The following is a 16908-nucleotide window of genomic DNA, read 5'->3' as shown; positions in this document are numbered from 1 at the left end:
TTTCCTATTCGACTTCCAGTTCCGCCGGAGCCAGAATCGACAGGTTCGTCTTCGGATTCAGCGTGGGCAGCAGAACGGAATCCACCCGCCAGCCCTTGTGCCGCAGCAATCCGCCGGTGGGTTTGCCCTGGGCCGGCAAATTGCCTACAAACTTGATGGCCGAGGCGTCCTTGGCCAGCGCGCCGGCGGATTCGGGCTTCGTGAACGTGCCTTCCACGCCGTCGATCACCGGGGCCAGCTTGAAATACTTCCGCAATGCTTCCTGAGACTGGTCGTGCAGCGACCGCACCGCGGCGCCCACCTGGTCGTCCGAATACGGCGCGATGTCTTCCATGACAAAATCCAGCAACCGGGCGTCCCGCTGAAGGATGCCAAGCACCTGCATGGCTCCGGCCTCCGGTTTCAGCGCCGGCTCCTTGGGCGGTTCAGGCGCCTTCTTTACCGGGGTCTTCGAATAACCGTGCGCCTGTGCGATGTCCTCTGCGAGAGAGCCTCCCAGAATCCCGAAAAACGCACGAAAAGCCATACCAATGCGGCTCAAAGCGGATCTACCTCCAAAACTCAAGGATACAACGGGCTTCAGTGGCGGACGCTACGTTAATACCTCGTGTCCTGGACCAGGTTCTGGATTGCGGCTCGATCTCTTTTGTTTTCTCTTGATAATCACATCTTGACGATCAAGAGAAGTGTGCCTTACGCTGAAGAAGCGGAATTGCTGTGACGGAACTCATGGACGAACAAAACACAGATCTTATCCAGGGCACGCTGGACATGCTCATCCTCAAATCACTCGACCTGGAGCCCATGCACGGCTTCGGCATCGCCCGCCGTATTGAGCAGGTGTCCCGTGGCGTTTTCAAAGTGAATCCCGGCTCGCTGCTGACGGCGTTTCAGCGGCTGGAGCGGATGGGCTGGCTCGACTCCGAGTGGCGTCAGACTGAAAATGCCCGCAAGGCGAAGTACTACCGGCTGACGCAAGCGGGCCGGATGCAGTTGGGCATCGAAACCGCGAGTTGGAACCGCCGTGCGTCTGCCATCGCACGTCTGCTGAAAGCCGAGGGTTGATCCATGTCACTCTGGCGCCAACTCTCCCGCGGCCTGCGCACGCTGACGAACCGGAATGCCGCCGACCAGGCGATCGACGACGAGATTGAGCATTTCCTGGAAGAATCCACCGCTGCCTTCACGGCAAAGGGCCTTCCGCCCGAAGAGGCCCGCCGGGCCGCGCGCCTGGAACTCGGCGGTTCCCTGGCGGCTCGGGAGGAAGTGCGTGCCTATGGGTGGGAGAACCGTGTCGACAACCTCTGGGCCGACCTGCGCTATGCGGGCCGGACCCTCACCGGCAACCCGGGTTTCACTGCCGTCAGTATCCTCACCCTGGCCCTGGGCATTGGGGCGTCGACTGCCATCTTTTCCGTTGTGGATGCTGTACTGCTGCGTTCGCTACCCTATCCGGAGCCGCAGCAGATCGTCCGAGTCTGGGAGCAGGCTCCGAACGGGCACCGCATCAACCTCGCGGATGGCAACTTCGACGACTTCCTGAAGCAGAACCATACCTTTGCATCACTGGCTGCCTATAACGAGCGCCCGGCCTCGGTCTCGGGCGGTAGCGAGCCGGTGCGCGCCAAATGGTCGGAAGTGTCCAGCGGATTCTTTGGCGCCTTTGGCGTCAAACCGCTGCGCGGGCGGGTCTTCTCCCCCGATGAGGGCCGGGCCCAGGGAACTCCCGCGGTGATCGTCAGCTTCCACTTCTGGCAGCGCTACTTTGGAGGCGCGGAAGATCTTTCGCCCCTCCACTTGAAGATCGAAGGCAAGGACTACGCCGTGGCCGGCGTGATGCCGGAGGGGTTCGACTACCCGGCTGGCAATGCACTGTGGACGCCGGTCGAACTCCAGTCGCAATCGCAGAGTCGCTCCGCGCACAATTGGCGGGGCATCGGGCGGATCCGGGCTGGCGTCACGCTGGCGCAGGCGCGTCAGGATCTCAGCGCCATCGCGCATCGGATCCGCGCCGAGTATGGAAAGAAGGTGGATCTGCAGGACGCCGCGGTGGTGCCGCTGGATAAGGCGCTGGTGGGCGACGTGCAGACCGCGCTACTGACCTTGCTGGGCGCGGTGGGCTTGCTGCTGCTGGTGGCGTGCGCGAATGTGGCTGGCCTGCTGGTGGCTCGTGGTGCGGCGAGGCGCAAGGAGTTGGCGTTGCGTGTCGCCTTGGGCGCCGGGCGCGGCCGCCTGTTACAGCAGTTTCTGGTGGAATCGTTGGCGCTCTCCCTGGCCGGTGGCACGCTAGGCGTTCTCCTGGCGGCCTGGGCAGTGCGGTTGCTGCCGGCGATCCTCCCTGCAAACCTGCCCCGGCAGCAGGGCATCGCCATGAACACGGGGGTGCTGCTGTTCGCTCTCGCTGCGACGTTCGCGGTGGGAGCGGTCTTGGGCGCACTGGCCGCCTGGCGGGCCGGACGCGGCAACGTGCAGCAGGCGCTTGCCTCGGGTTCCCGGGCCTATACCGGCACAGGCGCCAGCCAGCGGCTGCGCGGTGTCGTGGTGACGGGCGAGATCGCAGCAACGCTGGTGATTCTCATCGCGGCCGGACTGCTGGGCCGCAGTTTCCTCCGCCTGGTTACGACCAGCCCGGGGTTTCAGTCCCGCAACCTGGTCACGATGCAGTTCTCGGTGCCCATCGAGACGCAGCCGAATGGAGCGCTGGGGCCGGACGCCGTGGCGCGCCAGGCTCGTCTGCTGGAAGGTGTCTCGGCCCGCTTGCAGGCTCTGCCCGGAGTTGAGGCTGTGGGCGTCTCCGGCGCGATGCCGGTGGCCGAGGGGGACAACCTGGCCGAAGGCGATTTCCTGATTCTCAATGGCCGGAAACCTCCTGCCGATTTCGAGGAGTTCCAGCGCATGGGCCAGAATTCCGGACAGACGGGGCACGCCCTCTATGCGGTGGCCGGAGAAGAGTACTTCCGCACGATGGGCATTCCACTGGTGCGCGGACGGATGTTCGCTGCCCAGGATCAGGCGGATGCCCAACACGTCGCCGTGATCAGCGAGGCGCTGGCGCGGCAGCGCTGGCCGGGGCAGGACCCGTTGGGCCAGGTGCTGGAGTTCGGCAATATGGACGGGAATCTGAAGCCCCTCACCGTGGTCGGAGTGGTCGGCGACGTTCGTGCGCGCGGCCTCGATGCGCCGCCTGGTCCGGTGGTCTATGTCAACTACCGCCAGCGTGGGATGAACCTGAATTCGACGCCCACGCTTCTGCTGCGCACCGCTGCGCCGGCGAAGGAGGTCGTGCAGCAGGCGCGGGCGATCGTTCAGGAAATGGCGCCCGACGTCCCGCTCAAGTTCTCGACCTTCGAAGAGCAGATGAGCGGCTGGCTCGCTGACCGCCGGTTCCTGCTCCTGCTGGTGGGCGTCTTCGCGGCGGCAGCACTGTCCCTGGCGGCGATCGGGATCTACGGCGTGGTCGCGTTTTCCGTGGCTCGGCGGACGCAGGAGATCGGCATCCGCGTGGCGATGGGCGCCAGGCGAGGTGACATTCTCCGTTTGGTGGTCGGCGAGGGTGCACGGTTTGCCGTGTTGGGCGCCGCTATCGGCATCGCCGCCTCCCTGCTGATCACGAGGCTGTTGACCACTCTCCTGTTCGGGATCAGCAGCACCGATCCTGTGACCTTTGCGGGCGTGGCGCTGCTTCTGGGTTTGGTGGCCGTGCTGGCGTCGTACCTGCCCGCGCGGCGCGCCATGCGGCTGGATCCCAATACCGCCCTGCGGTATGAATAGACCGGCCGATTCCGCCTGACAGCCATCAGAGGCCGGATCAGCGGAGCCGGGCTAATCGAGAATCCGAGTGCTCCCGGCGGTCAGGTCTTCTTTGCTCGTCGGAGTCTGTGCCGGGCGCAGGATGTACAGCAGCGTCCCCATCACACCCTGCCAAACAGCGAAGCCGACAGCGAGACGAATGGTCTGGTCGGTGCCCTGCGGGGAGTTGATGTGCAGACGAAACTGAGTCAGCCACGGGCCGAGGGCAACGGCGGAAGCAATTGCTGCGGCACAGATCTTGGCGCTGATGGCGAGATTCGATTCGCGCTGGGATATCGCACGGCAAACTGAGAGTCCCATTCCTCCAATGAGCCCGCCTAGCAGCATCGGAAAGTATAAGAAATCGCCCAAACTTATGCCCATCAAGGTTGCGACATGGTAAGCCAGGTACCACGTCCCGACGATGATTGGAATCATCAACGCGCCAGCGATGCTCCTCCAGATCAAGGCGAACACCAACAGCCCGAACGAGAGCCCCACCAAGCCGATCAATGCTTCCGAATGGGATTCGAATCCTTCCTTAAACGCCGGTGCGGTCACAGCTCCGCTGAGTGCAAACGATAACGCAACGCCGCAGCGTTTCCAGTGTTCCAAAGAGAATTATATATTGAAGTCTGAATATCTGCGACAAAATTGCCAAAATGCCTTCGGCGGATCTGTCGAAGTTGACGCCTTCAATCGGTGATCACCTCTCGCCCGTTCCGCTTCCCGTTGTATCCTCGCCTCATGGTGTTCACCAAACGCCTCCGCGACGGCGTGCGCCGCGGCGAAATCACTTGCAGCGTCCGGATCTGGCAGCGTCCGCACGTCAAGGTCGGCGGCCGGTACGCAATGGAAGAAGGTGCGATCGAAGTGGACTCCATCACTCCTATCGGCCTGCCCGACATCACACCGCAACTGGCGCGCGAGTCCGGCTTCCTGGGCGTGGTCGATCTCCTGAAAGTTGCCAAGCATGGCCCCGGCGAGAATATCTACCTGGTCCACTTCCACTACCTGCCTCCCCATTCCAAGCCGGAACCCGTTTAGCCTGCCCAACAGGAGTCGTCCAGGGAACACTCGCCGCAGATACGGTGTCAATACCACGAGCATGAATTCAAAGGCCGCCGTACCCGTAGCCCTCGCCCTGTGTCTCTCCAGTTTGTGGGCCCAGCCGCCCCGTCCGTTGGACCCGGCTGCGTCCGTCCCCGCCTCCATCGTCAGTCTCTTTGACAGTCACCGGATCGTGATGCTGGGTGAGCTGCATGGCTCCGTCCAGCAACACGCGCTACTGAAGCAACTGGTGGCCGATCCGCGGTTTGCAGAGCGCGTCAACGACATTGTCGTGGAAGGCTGCAACTCCTTCTACCAGGAGGCCATGGATCGCTATATTGCCGGCAGTGAAGTTCCGCGGGAGCGGCTCCGGTTGGCGTGGGAGAACGTCGTTGGTGCGCCCGGCGGAGCACCCGTACCGCCCTACCACGGACTCTTCGCCGCAATTCGATCCGTCAACCTGAAGTTGCCGCGGGATCGCCGCCTCCGCGTCCTTTGCGGAGACCCGCCCATTGACTGGACCCGCGTCGAGACCAGGGAAGACATTGCTCCTTTTCTGGGCTTCCGCGACGAGCACTACGCCAGCGTGGTCCGCTACCAGGTCCTCGCCCTCCGCAGGAAGGCGCTGCTGATCATGGGCAGCGGGCACTTCCAGAGAAGGGAAGGGAAGCCGGGCCTCATTGAACAACAGATGATCATGGCCTTCGTGAAGCCTTACGTGATCCTGCCGGGCAGCGACATCGTGGGTGGCTACGACGACCTCGATGAACGATTTCAGCAACAGCCTGCACCTTGGCTTGCAGAGATGAAGGACCACTGGGTCGGCGCCTTGCCCCGTTGGCAGGAGTCGCCCGTTGTCGGCTACCCCGCAATGACCCCAACCAAAACGAAATTGGGCACCTGGGCGCAGACCGGCGATGCCTACCTCTACCTCGGGTCCCGCGACAAGCTCACGCAAGGCGGTGAAGCATTCGACCTGGAGGGCACGCCGTACGGGGCCGAACTGCGCCGCCGTTGGAAGATCATCTTCCCGAAGCCGCCCCAGGAATTGCCGAAGTCAGATGGCCAGGAGCGGCCTCTGTTCCCGAAGATGGCGCCGCCCGCTCCGGCTCTGCCTCGGGTACCCTCGCCCAACTAATTCGGATGACAGCCGTGGGAAGGAGACGGTTTCCGCCTGGCCTGCGGAATCTCCTTTCATCGCGCTGCCATGGATCGCCGTGATCCGGAACTGGGCTGCCCGGCTGCCCAGCGAGGGGCTGATGCCAGGCACTCAAAAGGTTGTCCGCATCAGCCGCATGCGTCCATAATGGCTGAAAGGCTGGGGCTCAACGGCCCGCCCGGATGCCCAATGCTTCCGAAGAGAAGGGCGCTGAATCACAAATGGCCTGGAATCCATCGCACCCATCGATACCCATGCTGGCGCCGGCCGTAGCTCAGCCCGGTAGCCTTCCCGCCGGCCTCTGCCTGTTCCGGGCGTCGATGCAGGAAGTGTCCCGGTAATGAACCTCGCCCTGGATCCACACCTCTCCATCCACCACGTCCACCTCTACGTCGGCGATCTGGATCGCAGTCTCCACTTCTTCACGCAACTCCTGGGCCTCCGGTTGATTTTTGACTACGAGGCTGAGACGGTTGGCCGCTTCATCGCCGTGGCCCCGCGGGACGGCACCGCCATCCTCGGCCTGCTCACCCCGCGGCCGGGCACGCCTGAGCATGACTTGATTGGCCGCTCCGGCCACACTGTTTTCGTCACAGACGACATTCAGGCCAAATACGAGGAGTGGATCAAACGCGGCGTCATCTTCCGCTCCGGCCCGGCGGAGACCGACTGGGGCGGAGTCTTCGCCACCTTGACGGATCCGGATGGCAACTCATTCGCCCTCATGAGCCACAACGAACTGAGCCGCCGCCTGGAGGATGAGCGCCGCGCCCTCGCTGACCGTGCGGAAGAGGAACGCCGCTCCCTTCGCGAGATGGCGATTGCCCGCGAGTTCCAGGCTCGCCTGTTGCCCCAGGAGTTGCCGGCCTTGCATAGCGTCGACTTCGCAGGCCGCTGCATCCAGGCGCGGCAGATCGGCGGCGACTACTTCGATTGCCTCTCCCTGGGCGGTGACGCTGTCGGATTCGTCATCGGCGATATCTCCGGCAAGGGCATCGCCGCCGCCCTGGTCATGGCAAACCTGCAGGCCGTCGTTCGCAGCCAGTTAGCGCTCGCCGTCGAAGATCCGCCGCGTTTCATGCAATCCGTGAACGGGCACCTGTTCGACAACACGGTGCCCAATGCCTATGCCACGATGTTCTTCGGCGTGTACAACGAAGGGTCCGGACGTTTTCGATATGTGAATTGTGGTCACCCGCCGGCCCTGCTGCTCCGCGCCAACGGAACTGTCGAACTGCTGGGAGCGACCACCACCGTGGTTGGGCTCTTCGCTGTCTCTGAATGCCCGGCCGCCGTCACCCAACTGAGCCCGGGTGACACGCTGCTGCTCTATACCGACGGCGTGACGGAGTGCTTCGATCCCAATGGCGTCGAGTTCGGCATGGAACGCCTGATGGCCCTCCTTCAGGGAACTCGCGAACGGAGCGCCGCCGAAATCCTCGAGGAAATCGTCACCGCGGTGAGCGAGTTCGGCGGGCCGGAACAACAGGATGATGTCACCCTCATCGTGGCCCGCTGCCGTCCGGCCTGATCTCCGCCTCTGGCTGCACTTTCGCCTGTGCTTCGCCTTTCCACTGAATCGAGTGCGATCTCACAATCGCCGGCAACAGGCCCGGGAACCGCTGCTCAATCTCCGCGCAGCGCGCGGTGTTGAACATCTCCACTCCACCGCGCTCACTCCGGATGAGACCCGCCGCCCGCAACACTTTCAGGTGCTGCGAAAGCGTGGACTTCGGGATCTTCCGCTTTCTAACCGTCAGAAAACCCGAACTGTTGCGCGGACACGCCTGCTCGAGAATCTCGACGAAGAGCGCCGCCCGGACCGGGTCCGACAGCGCATGCAGAATGCCCTCCACCGTGATTTCACCGATCAACGGATGGAAGAGGGGTCGCACACCTATAAGAGCATCCGCACCCTCCATATAGTTTCATAGTTCATAAGTACGGAACAATTGAATCTTGCGGGGCGTCTCGCCCATCTATCCAGCTGAACCAGAGGGCAGGCCCCGTAGAGGCAGACCCAAAACGGTTTCAGATTTCACCAGCGGTACCGGATAAGGACAAACCAATGAGCAAGCTCGCAGGAAAAGTCGCGGTCGTCACGGGAGCCTCCAAAGGCATCGGCGCCGCCATCGCCAAGTCACTCGCCGCTGAAGGCGCCTCTGTCGTCGTCAACTACGCGTCCAGCAAGACCGGCGCCGAGACTGTCGTCAAAGCGATTACCGCTGGCGGCGGGAAAGCTGTCGCCGTGGGTGGCGACGTATCCAAGGCCGCGGAGGCCAAGGGCATCATCGACGCAGCCATTCAGCACTTCGGCCGTCTCGATATCCTCGTGAACAACTCCGGCGTCTATGAGTTCGCGCCGGTCGAAGGATTGACTGAAGAGCTCTTCCATAGAACCTTCAACATCAACGTGCTCGGTCTACTCCTGACCACCCAGGCCGCGGTCCCCCATCTGGGCGAAGGGGCCAGCATCATCAACATCGGCTCGGCCGTCACCAGCCTGACTCCGCCGAACACAAGCGTCTACTCCGGCACCAAAGGCGCGGTGGACGCCATCACAGGTGTCCTGGCCAAGGAACTCGGACCGCGTAAGATCCGCGTCAATTCCATCAATCCCGGCATGGTCGAAACAGAAGGAGTCCACTCCGCGGGCTTTTTGGGTAGCGATTTTGAGAAGGACCTCGTCAAGCAGACTCCGCTCGGCCGCATCGGCCAGGGGGACGACATCGCCACTGTCGCTACCTTCCTGGCCTCCAGCGACTCCAAGTGGATCACCGGCGAACTCATTCGCGTCAGCGGTGGCATCCGCTAAGCGCTATCCGGAACAGCCCGCCGCCTAGGCCAATCCGGCGGCGGGCCTCAACCATCCACCCGCGATCAAGGAAAGAGGAATCAACATGGGAAAACTCGAAGGAAAAGTAGCGGTCATCACCGCCGCCACCTCCGGCATGGCTCTCGCCACGGCGAAGCACTTCGTCCAGGAGGGCGCCTACGTCTTCATCACGGGCCGCAACCAGGCCAAACTCGATGAGGCCGTGAAAACAATTGGCAGGAATGTCACTGGCGTCCAGGGCGACGCTGCGAACCTGGCAGACCTGGACAGGCTCTACGAGACCGTCAAGCGCGAAAAGGGTAAGATCGACATCCTCTTCGCCAGCGCCGGGCAGGGTGAGTTCGCCAAGCTCGAAGAGGTGACCGAAGAGCACTTCGACAAGACCTTCAACCTCAATGTGCGGGGAACTCTCTTTACTGTCCAGAAGGCCCTGCCGCTCTTCAACGACAACGGCTCCATCATCCTCAACGGCTCCATCGCCAGCATCAAGGGCTTCCCGTCATTCGGCGTCTACAGTGCCAGCAAGGCCGCCGTCCGTTCCTTCGCCCGCACCTGGCTCCTGGAACTGAAGGAGCGCGGAATCCGCGTGAACATCCTCAGTCCCGGCACCATCGACACGCCAGCGCTGGATCCACTGGGACCCGACGCCAAGGCGTTCTTCAAAACCCAGATCCCTCGCGGCGAAATGGGACGCCCGGAAGAGATCGCCACCGTGGCCCTATTCCTTGCCTCCAGCGACTCGAGCTTCGTCAACGGTATCGAACTCTTCGTCGACGGCGGTACGGCCCAGGTCTAGCCCCGGTGTCGTCCATCCCGCGCGGCGGCTCCGAACAACTGGGGCCGCCTCAGCTGGGTCCCTGCATAAGCCTTTTATGACAATCAGGTGCGATTACCCAGGCGCGGACCCTCACAACCCGGCCCTCGAGAATTTACTTCGCCAATAGCCTGCTTCCCGCTACGATCCCATTGAAAGGATCCCGTTCGACGGACCTTTCACAATCAGGGAAAGGATGTGATGAGCACCACACGGAGAGGCTATGTGCGCGGCGCTGGAATGGCCTGCGCGGGTATGTTCATGGAGGCGGCAGCCTCAACGGCCGCGGAATCGCCGGACCTCCTCTCGCTCTTTGCGAAGCGTCAATCAGTGCGACGCTACAAGCCGGACCCGGTTCCGCAGGAGCACCTGACTCGCATCCTGGATGCGGCCCGTCGCGCGCCCACCTCGGGGAATCAACAGCCCTGGAAGTTTCTGGTCGTTCGCGACCCTGCCAAAATCGCCGCCATGAAGGCGCGCTGCCTGCAGTCGTACGAAAGCCGCCTGCTGGAATTGCCCGAAGACAAACGGGTGGCCAGAAGGCGTGAGATCGAGAAGAGCGCCGGCGGCTACTTCTCGGCGCCTGTGTATGTTGTCGTGTTGACCGACTCTCAGTCGGAATACCCGTCCTATAACCATCACGATGGACCCCTGGCCGCCGGTTACCTGATGCTCGCGGCGCGTGCGCTCGGCTATGGCACCGTCTACATCACCGATGCCATCCCTGAGAAGGTGACCCGCGAGGTGCTGGCAATCCCCGATCGCTACCAGCGCGTCTGCATCACGCCCATCGGCATGCCTGAGTCCTGGCCCGAGCCCAAGGCCAAGAAGAAGCTCGAGGAACTCGTGGCCTACGAGACCCTGTGACGGCCCGCTGCCAGTTGGCCGCTTAAAAAATAGTTACAGGTGCAATAATCTCTAACACGGTCTTCAAGTGCAGGCAGCCAGCCCAGCGCGGCGCGGCTCTTGGGGTCGCCACCGTATTCGGGAAAGGCTGGTGAACCTTCATGATGAGGCGCCGAAGCTTTCTAAAGAGCTCTCTCCTGGGCAGCGGAGCACTTCTCGATACGCCAACAGCGCTCTCCGCGCCCGCCGCGAAAGCTTCACCTCAATTCCCGAAGGGCTTCCTCTGGGGCGCCGCCACGGCCTCTTACCAGGTGGAAGGAGCCTGGAACGCCGATGGCAAGGGCGAATCTATCTGGGACCGCTTCGCGCATACACCCGGGAAGATCCGCGACGGTTCCACCGGCGACGTGGCCTGCGATCAATACCGCCGCTTCCACGAAGACATCTCCATCATGAAGCGGCTCAACCTGAAGAGTTACCGCTTTTCCACCTCCTGGCCGCGCGTCCAGCCAAGCGGGCGCGGAGCCGTCAACGCGAAGGGCCTGGACTACTACAGCCGTCTCGTCGATGCACTGTTGGAGGCCGGCATCCGCCCGTTTTGCACCCTCTACCACTGGGACTTGCCCCAGGCTCTTGAGGACCTCGGCGGCTGGCCGAACCGCGACCTCGCTGACTACTTCGCCGACTTCGCCGCAGTCCTCGCCCGGCGCCTGGGCGACCGCCTCACCGTCTGGGCGCCTTTCAACATGCCCTGGACCTTCACCCGCAACGGTTACGGCGGCACAAGCCTGCCGCCTGGCCGGAACGACCTCGGGTTGGCGCTCAAGGCGGCCCATACCGTGAATCTGGCGCAGGGCAATGCCTTCCGGGCCATCAAGGCGGCCTCCCCCAAAGCCACGGTTGGCAGCGCCTATGGCACTGAGCCGATGTATCCCAAAACCAATAGCGAAGCCGACCGCGCTGCCGCCGCGCGCTGCCACGCGTTCCGGAATCTCTACTTCCTCAACACCGCCATGCACGGCGACTATTCAAAGGCCGCCTTCCCTGGTGAAATCCCATACGAGGCGATGGGCTTCCGCGAGGGCGACGGCAGCACTATGAAGGTCCCACTCGACTGGATCGGGATCCACTACTACCTGCGCCTCCTCGTGTCGGCGGTCCCAACCGCAAAGGCCCCTGCCGGCGCGAGTATTGATCCACTGGCTGGCATCAGGATCGAATTAGCCAATGAAGGGCCCAGGACGGATGGCGGCCTCGAGGTCTGGCCGGCGGCCTTCTACGATCTGCTCATGCAGTTCACCCGCGGCTACAGCAGCCCGGTTCTCGAGATCACCGAGACCGGGTGCGCCTACAACGATGCGCCCGATGCCGGCGGACGCATTGCCGACCAGCGCCGCATCGCCTTCTATCGCGATCACCTGAAGCAGTTGGCCAGGGCGATGGCGGATGGCGCCAAGGTGCGCGCCTACCATGCCTGGACCCTGCTCGATAACTTCGAGTGGCAGCACGGCTACGCCAATCGAATGGGGCTCACCTATGTGGACTTCGCGACCCAGCGGCGCACCATCAAGGACTCGGGCTGTTGGTATGGGCGGGTAGCCGCCACCAATCGCGTCCAGGAATGACGCGCAGCTTTGCCGCTGATCCAATTCGCACTATCCCTTCGGGTGGAAATGGCCTTTGGGACAAACTGGTCTGGCAAGACCACCCGCTCAGGCGAGCATATCCGTTCAGGGACAGGCACGCCCTGCGGCCTGCCGCCTCAACCAGCGAAGTGTCGCGAGTCAGGGATCCATCGTGCACCGCCCCATTCCCGCTCCCAGACCTCCCAGTGTCCATCCAATAGGAGCTCGGCCAGTATCTCTGCTTCGCCTCGGCTGTCGAACTGGACGGTCATCGGATCATTCGGTGAATCCTGGCTGATTGCCGCAAATACCGCATTCAGCAGGGCCTCCGCCTGCAGCCAGTCTTCCCGGTTGGTTCCGAGGGGACACCCCTTGGCCACCCAAAGCTGATAAGCCAGCGCGGCGATTTCACTTTCTGTCGGCCCCTCCCGCCTGGCCGGCGGGACGGGTTCACGTACGGCATTAGAGACAAGAGCCATTCTTGCGGAGCTTGACATGGTCGCCTCCCCGAAAGCCCAGCGTCGGGGCCCGGCAAGGGTCACCCATAGGTCTGGCGGCTTTCAACCTGATTGATATCTGTAAGAACCCGGAGCGGCACACGTCCGCAAAATCGCGGAATTGTGCGCCATTTGGAATGGCCCGAATAGTACTGAGGCCCTATGCGCTGGCCCGATTATGCGGCGGTTCCTGCCAATATGCAAGCGAAGGGATGAGCTTTAATCCAAGTACAATTGTACGGTTTCTGGGCCGGCTACTGGCGGCGCGCCGCGTTGTCCAGCGCAATCACCAGCTTGGCCGCGCGCTTCCCTTCGTCCGGAAATGTCTTCACCACCTGCTGGTGCAACACCGTTTCGTCCTGCATCACGGTCAGCAGGTACGTCGTGTGATTCAGGCCTGAAATCAGGAAATGACCCGTCTCAGCGACTCGCGCCTCACCCCCGCCGACCCCGCGCAATGGTACAACTTTCACCCAGAGCTCTCCCTGCCTGCCGTCGCGAACTACCCGGCCGCCGATGTCCGCGTGCGTGGTCAGACAGCCCTGGTCTCGAAACTCGAGATCTACCCGCACCCTCAGGGTCTGCTGGTCGATATTCACTTCGCGCCACGCGGAGTGAAACCCGCCAGAGTAGATGCGCAGGTGGTACTTGCCATACAGCACCCGCGTCACGACGGAGTTCGACTTCTGTCGCAGGGCGCCGGACTCGGGTTCATAAAACTCAACCTCGACATTGGACAGCCGCACACCCTCCAGGTCTGTCGCGATAATCTCCACATCGCTGTAGCGGGTCTCAATGTACACGCACTCACCAAACAGGAGAAGTGCCGCATGCCCGAGTGCGAACAACCAGTTGTGAAGCATTTGCCCGAAATTGTAGCGCAGCCTCGCAACCTGCACCGGGGCGCGCATTTTGCTGGAGTTAAACCCGTTCGCCAGCCATCCCAATTCCGGCACACCACCGCCGTCAGCTATCCTGTCCCCATGCTGCAGCGAATCGCCGACGGCCGCACTGATCTGGTGTTTGAATATGTCGCGCAGGGCAATCCGCCAACAGCCATTGCGGATGGCCACTCCTTGCTGCAATGGTGTGCCTACTACGGCGACGTCAGCGCCATCCGGTTCCTTGTCGCCAGCGGTGCGTCGCTAGCCTCCCTCGGCGATAATCTCGATCTGAATGGCGCCTGCTTTCACGGGCACTGGCGGCTCTGCGAATACCTCATCGAGAACGGAGCCGACGTCAATCAGGCACTGCCGGAGACAGGCGAAACCCCGCTGCATGCCGCCCTGTCCAAGACCAACCGTTGGAAATACTCCACCGTGGTCAAGCTCCTCCTCTCTCGCGGCGCCGACCCGAATCGCACAACGATCCCGGGCCGCGAAACTGGTGGCTTCATGCGGGATTGCCGGACCAAAGGGGAAACCGCCCTGCATCGTGCGGCCGCTTTCGGCAACGAGGAAGACATCCGCAACCTGCTGGCCGCCGGCGCCAAGACTGATGCCCTGGATGCCAACGGTGACTCGCCGCTGTCCTGGGCGAGTTGGTACCTCCGGCCCGGAGCCGTGTTGGGGCGCTTATGTTACGGGCCCTTTCGCATCCACCCTGACCGTCAGAAGGACGTCACCTGCGAACCGGCTACCGGTTCAATGGAACGCGCTCTTCTCGGCCGCCCGCACTATTGATCCAAACCGGGCGGCACTCACTCATGCCGCAGCGCCACCTGCGGATCCACGCGCGTCGCCCGCCACGCCGGTGGGTAGCACGCCAGCAGCCCGATGGTCAGGAACCCCATCGAATCCACCGCCAGGGCTACCCAGTCGATGCCGTTCATTCCATACAGCAGCCCGCGCGCCGAGTAAGAACCGGCCGCTGCCAGCAATAAACCAGCCGCCAGCCCGCCTACAATCGGCCGGACGCTCTCCTTCAGGATCAGTTGCAGCACATCCTTCCGCTGCGCCCCCATCGCCATGCGAATGCCCACTTCCCGCGTGCGCAAGACAACGATATAACTCACCGTGCTCCAGATCCCCAGCAGTGCCAGCAGCAGGGCCACCAGCCCAATCGAAGAGGCGACCAGCGCGGTCAGGGCAGCCACTATGAACGGCGCCGTCTGGTGTTGCATCTCCGCCAGCGTGGAGCAGTCCGCCATCAGGTTCGGGTCCACTGAAGCGAACAGCGAGTCTATGGCGCGGATCAACTGTGCCGGCGCGATTCGGGTGCGCACCAGAATCGGGTAGTTCCTGATCTCCTCCTCTGGCAGGGCGATGTAGATCCGTTGTGAATCGCTCGGACGGAACTCCACCGCGCGCGTGTCGCGAACCACACCCAACACCGTGTAGGCCGGACCGTTCGCCACCAGGTCGTCCGCATTGTGGCGGCGGTCGTCAACTGGCCCCGGGCGCAGGCTTCGGCCCACCGGATTCTGGCCAGGCCACAGTGCTTCGGCGGCCGACTCGCTGAGAATCACCCCGCGTGACCCTTGCTTCGCCAGGCTGCTGCCCCGTTGGAAAGGAATGGAGAGAGTCTCGAAGTAGTTCGGCTCCACTCGGGTGTAGTGCAGAATCGACTGGTTCGAACTGGGCTCCAGCGTGGCCGCGACGGTCCGGTAGCCCGCATCCACTGGCGTCTTCGCGCTGGTGATGCTCGCGACTCCTGGCAGACTGGCCAGCCGTCTGCGCAACTCCTCAGTAATAAGGTGTTTCTGCGGAGCCGAGTATTTCAATGTCTCCGGGTACTGCACGGTCAGTGCGAGAACCTGCTCGCTCTCATAACCTGTGTCGATGGTGACAGAGCGCACAGAGCTCCGAATGGCCATGTTGGCGGCGGCGACCAGCACCAGCGATAGCGCGACCTGCGCGACGACCAGCGAATCCTGCAGGCGTCGGCTGCGCGACGAGGATGTTCCTCCCCGAGTGCCGGAGCTGAGTCCGAACCGCGAACCTTCCATCGCCGGTGCCAATCCGGACAGCATCCCGGCCGCCAGTGAAACCGCACAAACAAAAGCAAAAATCTGCAGGTCGGGAGTGACGTGGAACACCAGGCCCCCGTATTCCCCAGGCACTGCGTTGGCCATCACCGCGGCCGCCTGCCGCAACATCACCTGGGTCAGCACCAGCGCCAGCGCGCCGGCCAGCACGCCGATCAAGGCGCTTTCCGTGATCATCTGCCGGACCAGGCGCGACCGGCTCGCCCCCAGTGACAGCCGCGTTCGCATCTCGTTCTCCCGCGCTCGCGACCGCGCCAGTTGCAGGCTCCCCACGTTCGCGCTGGCCACCACCAGGACCATCCCCGCCGCGGCCAGCACGAGAATCGTGGCCAGCATCAGCCCACCAAATTCCCGCAGCGGAAGAGGGAACGGAGAACCCGGCCATACGAGCGCCTTGGCTGGCTTCCCCCAGGCCGATCGCACGGGATGAAGCGAGCGAAGATGTTCCGCTGCCGCTGTAACCTCGGCCTCCGCCCCCGCTACTGTGACGCCCGGCGCCAGGCGGCCGAAGAGCCTGTAGGGCTGCTCCTCCCGATTGAGCAGCCATTGCGGGTCGCCATGTACCAATGGTTCGGCGCTCAATGGCAGCCAGAAGGCCGGCGCCCCAATGTTCGTACCCACGAAATCGCGCGGCGTGATCCCGGTGATGGTGAAGGCCGCGCCGTTGAGATAGACCGTCCTGCCGATCGCCGACAGGTCTCCTCCAAACCGCCGCTGCCAGTAGTTCTCACTCAGCAGCACAGGTGGAGTGGCCGCCAGTTCGGTGGGCCCCATCGTCTCGAACCCTCGGCCCTGCAGAAGGCTAACGCCAAGAACTCGGAAGTAGTTCTCCGAGACCATGAAGACGGTTGCGGTCTCCGCGCTGCCTACGCCTTGCCGCAGCAGCCCGAGTTGCCCCAGCGCACCGCCCGGACTCGTAGTCCGCTCTTTCCGCGCACCGCTCACCGCGGAATACACCAGGTGCGCCGGACGCACGGCCACCAGCCCGCTGAAGCAGTGCAGCGAGTCCCGCAGCACCTCGTAATCGGGGTAACTGAAGGTATACTGCGGCGCGGAAGAATCTCGCTTCAGGGCGATATTTGCCATCTCTTCTGGCGCACGGGCATCCAGGGGGCGCGCGACCATAGCCTTGTAGCCTGTGAACACGGCTGTGCTCACTCCGATACCCGCCGCCAGCACCAGAACTGTGACAATCGTGGTGCCCGGTGAGCGGCGCAGCATCCGCAGGCCATACCGCAGGTCGTGGATCACTGTTTCAGGCAAAGTCATGGCGTCGCTCCCGCTAAGTCAGGAGAACGGATCCAAA

16 protein-coding genes are annotated in these 16908 nt (G+C 63.1%); 10 read left to right on the top strand and 6 right to left on the bottom strand.

Annotated elements, in window-relative coordinates; translation table 11 throughout:
- Positions 1 to 4: 4 nt before the first annotated feature.
- Complete coding sequence (locus tag ACR9Y2_RS39255; RefSeq protein WP_435047386.1) at positions 5 to 541, bottom strand: DUF2760 domain-containing protein; 537 nt, start codon at positions 539 to 541, stop codon at positions 5 to 7.
- Positions 542 to 729: 188 nt separating this feature from the next.
- Here ACR9Y2_RS39255 and ACR9Y2_RS39250 point away from each other — a divergent pair, with 188 nt between their 5' ends.
- Positions 730 to 1065, top strand: coding sequence for a PadR family transcriptional regulator (locus ACR9Y2_RS39250; protein ID WP_435047473.1), 336 nt, complete (start codon positions 730 to 732; stop codon positions 1063 to 1065).
- Positions 1066 to 1068: 3 nt separating this feature from the next.
- Complete coding sequence (locus ACR9Y2_RS39245) at positions 1069 to 3771, top strand: ADOP family duplicated permease (RefSeq protein WP_435047385.1); 2703 nt, start codon at positions 1069 to 1071, stop codon at positions 3769 to 3771.
- Between the two features lie 51 nt (positions 3772 to 3822).
- Here ACR9Y2_RS39245 and ACR9Y2_RS39240 read toward each other — a convergent pair whose 3' ends face one another.
- On the bottom strand, positions 3823 to 4404 hold the full coding sequence (locus ACR9Y2_RS39240) for a hypothetical protein (RefSeq protein ID WP_435047384.1): 582 nt from the start codon (positions 4402 to 4404) through the stop codon (positions 3823 to 3825).
- 132 nt (positions 4405 to 4536) lie between these two features.
- Here ACR9Y2_RS39240 and ACR9Y2_RS39235 point away from each other — a divergent pair, with 132 nt between their 5' ends.
- The 3 genes from ACR9Y2_RS39235 (at position 4537) to ACR9Y2_RS39225 (ending at position 7529) form a co-directional block, all read left to right on the top strand.
- Positions 4537 to 4836 (top strand): ASCH domain-containing protein, encoded by a 300-nt coding sequence (locus ACR9Y2_RS39235; protein ID WP_435047383.1) that lies wholly within the window; start codon positions 4537 to 4539, stop codon positions 4834 to 4836.
- A gap of 61 nt (positions 4837 to 4897) precedes the next feature.
- Positions 4898 to 5977, top strand: coding sequence for a hypothetical protein (locus ACR9Y2_RS39230; RefSeq protein ID WP_435047382.1), 1080 nt, complete (start codon positions 4898 to 4900; stop codon positions 5975 to 5977).
- Positions 5978 to 6338: 361 nt separating this feature from the next.
- Positions 6339 to 7529, top strand: coding sequence for a PP2C family protein-serine/threonine phosphatase (locus ACR9Y2_RS39225; protein ID WP_435047381.1), 1191 nt, complete (start codon positions 6339 to 6341; stop codon positions 7527 to 7529).
- On the opposite strand, the gene ACR9Y2_RS39220 is transcribed toward ACR9Y2_RS39225, so the two are convergent.
- On the bottom strand, positions 7501 to 7893 hold the full coding sequence (locus tag ACR9Y2_RS39220) for an ArsR/SmtB family transcription factor (RefSeq protein WP_435047380.1): 393 nt from the start codon (positions 7891 to 7893) through the stop codon (positions 7501 to 7503). The two genes, ACR9Y2_RS39225 and ACR9Y2_RS39220, sit on opposite strands and share 29 nt — an antisense overlap.
- A 173-nt stretch (positions 7894 to 8066) precedes the next feature.
- Here ACR9Y2_RS39220 and ACR9Y2_RS39215 point away from each other — a divergent pair, with 173 nt between their 5' ends.
- The 4 genes from ACR9Y2_RS39215 (at position 8067) to ACR9Y2_RS39200 (ending at position 12119) form a co-directional block, all read left to right on the top strand.
- Complete coding sequence (locus ACR9Y2_RS39215; RefSeq protein WP_435047379.1) at positions 8067 to 8813, top strand: glucose 1-dehydrogenase; 747 nt, start codon at positions 8067 to 8069, stop codon at positions 8811 to 8813.
- An 85-nt stretch (positions 8814 to 8898) separates the two neighbouring features.
- A complete protein-coding gene (locus ACR9Y2_RS39210) occupies positions 8899 to 9630 on the top strand; it encodes an SDR family NAD(P)-dependent oxidoreductase (protein ID WP_435047378.1) in 732 nt (243 codons plus the stop codon).
- Positions 9631 to 9849: 219 nt separating this feature from the next.
- Positions 9850 to 10515, top strand: a complete 666-nt coding sequence (locus ACR9Y2_RS39205) for a nitroreductase family protein (protein ID WP_435047377.1) — start codon at positions 9850 to 9852, stop codon at positions 10513 to 10515.
- Between the two features lie 140 nt (positions 10516 to 10655).
- Positions 10656 to 12119, top strand: coding sequence for a GH1 family beta-glucosidase (locus tag ACR9Y2_RS39200; RefSeq protein WP_435047376.1), 1464 nt, complete (start codon positions 10656 to 10658; stop codon positions 12117 to 12119).
- Positions 12120 to 12256: 137 nt separating this feature from the next.
- On the opposite strand, the gene ACR9Y2_RS39195 is transcribed toward ACR9Y2_RS39200, so the two are convergent.
- Together ACR9Y2_RS39195 and ACR9Y2_RS39190 are read right to left on the bottom strand one after the other, a co-directional pair.
- The gene (locus tag ACR9Y2_RS39195; protein ID WP_435047375.1) at positions 12257 to 12598 is read right to left on the bottom strand and encodes a DUF2934 domain-containing protein; all 342 of its coding nucleotides are present in this window, start codon (positions 12596 to 12598) and stop codon (positions 12257 to 12259) included.
- A 272-nt stretch (positions 12599 to 12870) separates the two neighbouring features.
- Positions 12871 to 13701, bottom strand: a complete 831-nt coding sequence (locus tag ACR9Y2_RS39190; RefSeq protein WP_435047374.1) for a hypothetical protein — start codon at positions 13699 to 13701, stop codon at positions 12871 to 12873.
- On the opposite strand from ACR9Y2_RS39190, the gene ACR9Y2_RS39185 reads away from it, so the two are divergent.
- The gene (locus ACR9Y2_RS39185) at positions 13693 to 14298 is read left to right on the top strand and encodes an ankyrin repeat domain-containing protein (protein WP_435047373.1); all 606 of its coding nucleotides are present in this window, start codon (positions 13693 to 13695) and stop codon (positions 14296 to 14298) included. The two genes, ACR9Y2_RS39190 and ACR9Y2_RS39185, sit on opposite strands and share 9 nt — an antisense overlap.
- 17 nt (positions 14299 to 14315) lie before the next feature.
- Here ACR9Y2_RS39185 and ACR9Y2_RS39180 read toward each other — a convergent pair whose 3' ends face one another.
- Positions 14316 to 16871, bottom strand: a complete 2556-nt coding sequence (locus ACR9Y2_RS39180; RefSeq protein ID WP_435047372.1) for an ADOP family duplicated permease — start codon at positions 16869 to 16871, stop codon at positions 14316 to 14318.
- Between the last annotated feature and the right edge of the window lie 37 nt (positions 16872 to 16908).

Source organism: Paludibaculum fermentans, assembly GCF_051172195.1.
GTDB classification, from domain to species: domain Bacteria; phylum Acidobacteriota; class Terriglobia; order Bryobacterales; family Bryobacteraceae; genus Paludibaculum; species Paludibaculum fermentans_A.
The sequence above is the reverse complement of the archived record's forward strand: the minus strand, read 5'-3'. Positions and strand labels throughout refer to the sequence as shown.

What these genes read in the sequence shown, in the direction of transcription:
- ACR9Y2_RS39250 (WP_435047473.1), top strand. Translation starts at nt 730, where the DNA reads ATGGACGAACAAAACACAGATCTTATCCAGGGCACGCTGGACATGCTC.
- ACR9Y2_RS39245 (WP_435047385.1), top strand. Translation starts at nt 1,069, where the DNA reads ATGTCACTCTGGCGCCAACTCTCCCGCGGCCTGCGCACGCTGACGAAC.
- ACR9Y2_RS39235 (WP_435047383.1), top strand. Translation starts at nt 4,537, where the DNA reads ATGGTGTTCACCAAACGCCTCCGCGACGGCGTGCGCCGCGGCGAAATC.
- ACR9Y2_RS39230 (WP_435047382.1), top strand. Translation starts at nt 4,898, where the DNA reads ATGAATTCAAAGGCCGCCGTACCCGTAGCCCTCGCCCTGTGTCTCTCC.
- ACR9Y2_RS39225 (WP_435047381.1), top strand. Translation starts at nt 6,339, where the DNA reads ATGAACCTCGCCCTGGATCCACACCTCTCCATCCACCACGTCCACCTC.
- ACR9Y2_RS39215 (WP_435047379.1), top strand. Translation starts at nt 8,067, where the DNA reads ATGAGCAAGCTCGCAGGAAAAGTCGCGGTCGTCACGGGAGCCTCCAAA.
- ACR9Y2_RS39210 (WP_435047378.1), top strand. Translation starts at nt 8,899, where the DNA reads ATGGGAAAACTCGAAGGAAAAGTAGCGGTCATCACCGCCGCCACCTCC.
- ACR9Y2_RS39205 (WP_435047377.1), top strand. Translation starts at nt 9,850, where the DNA reads ATGAGCACCACACGGAGAGGCTATGTGCGCGGCGCTGGAATGGCCTGC.
- ACR9Y2_RS39200 (WP_435047376.1), top strand. Translation starts at nt 10,656, where the DNA reads ATGATGAGGCGCCGAAGCTTTCTAAAGAGCTCTCTCCTGGGCAGCGGA.
- ACR9Y2_RS39195 (WP_435047375.1), bottom strand. Translation starts at nt 12,598, where the DNA reads ATGGCTCTTGTCTCTAATGCCGTACGTGAACCCGTCCCGCCGGCCAGG.
- ACR9Y2_RS39180 (WP_435047372.1), bottom strand. Translation starts at nt 16,871, where the DNA reads ATGACTTTGCCTGAAACAGTGATCCACGACCTGCGGTATGGCCTGCGG.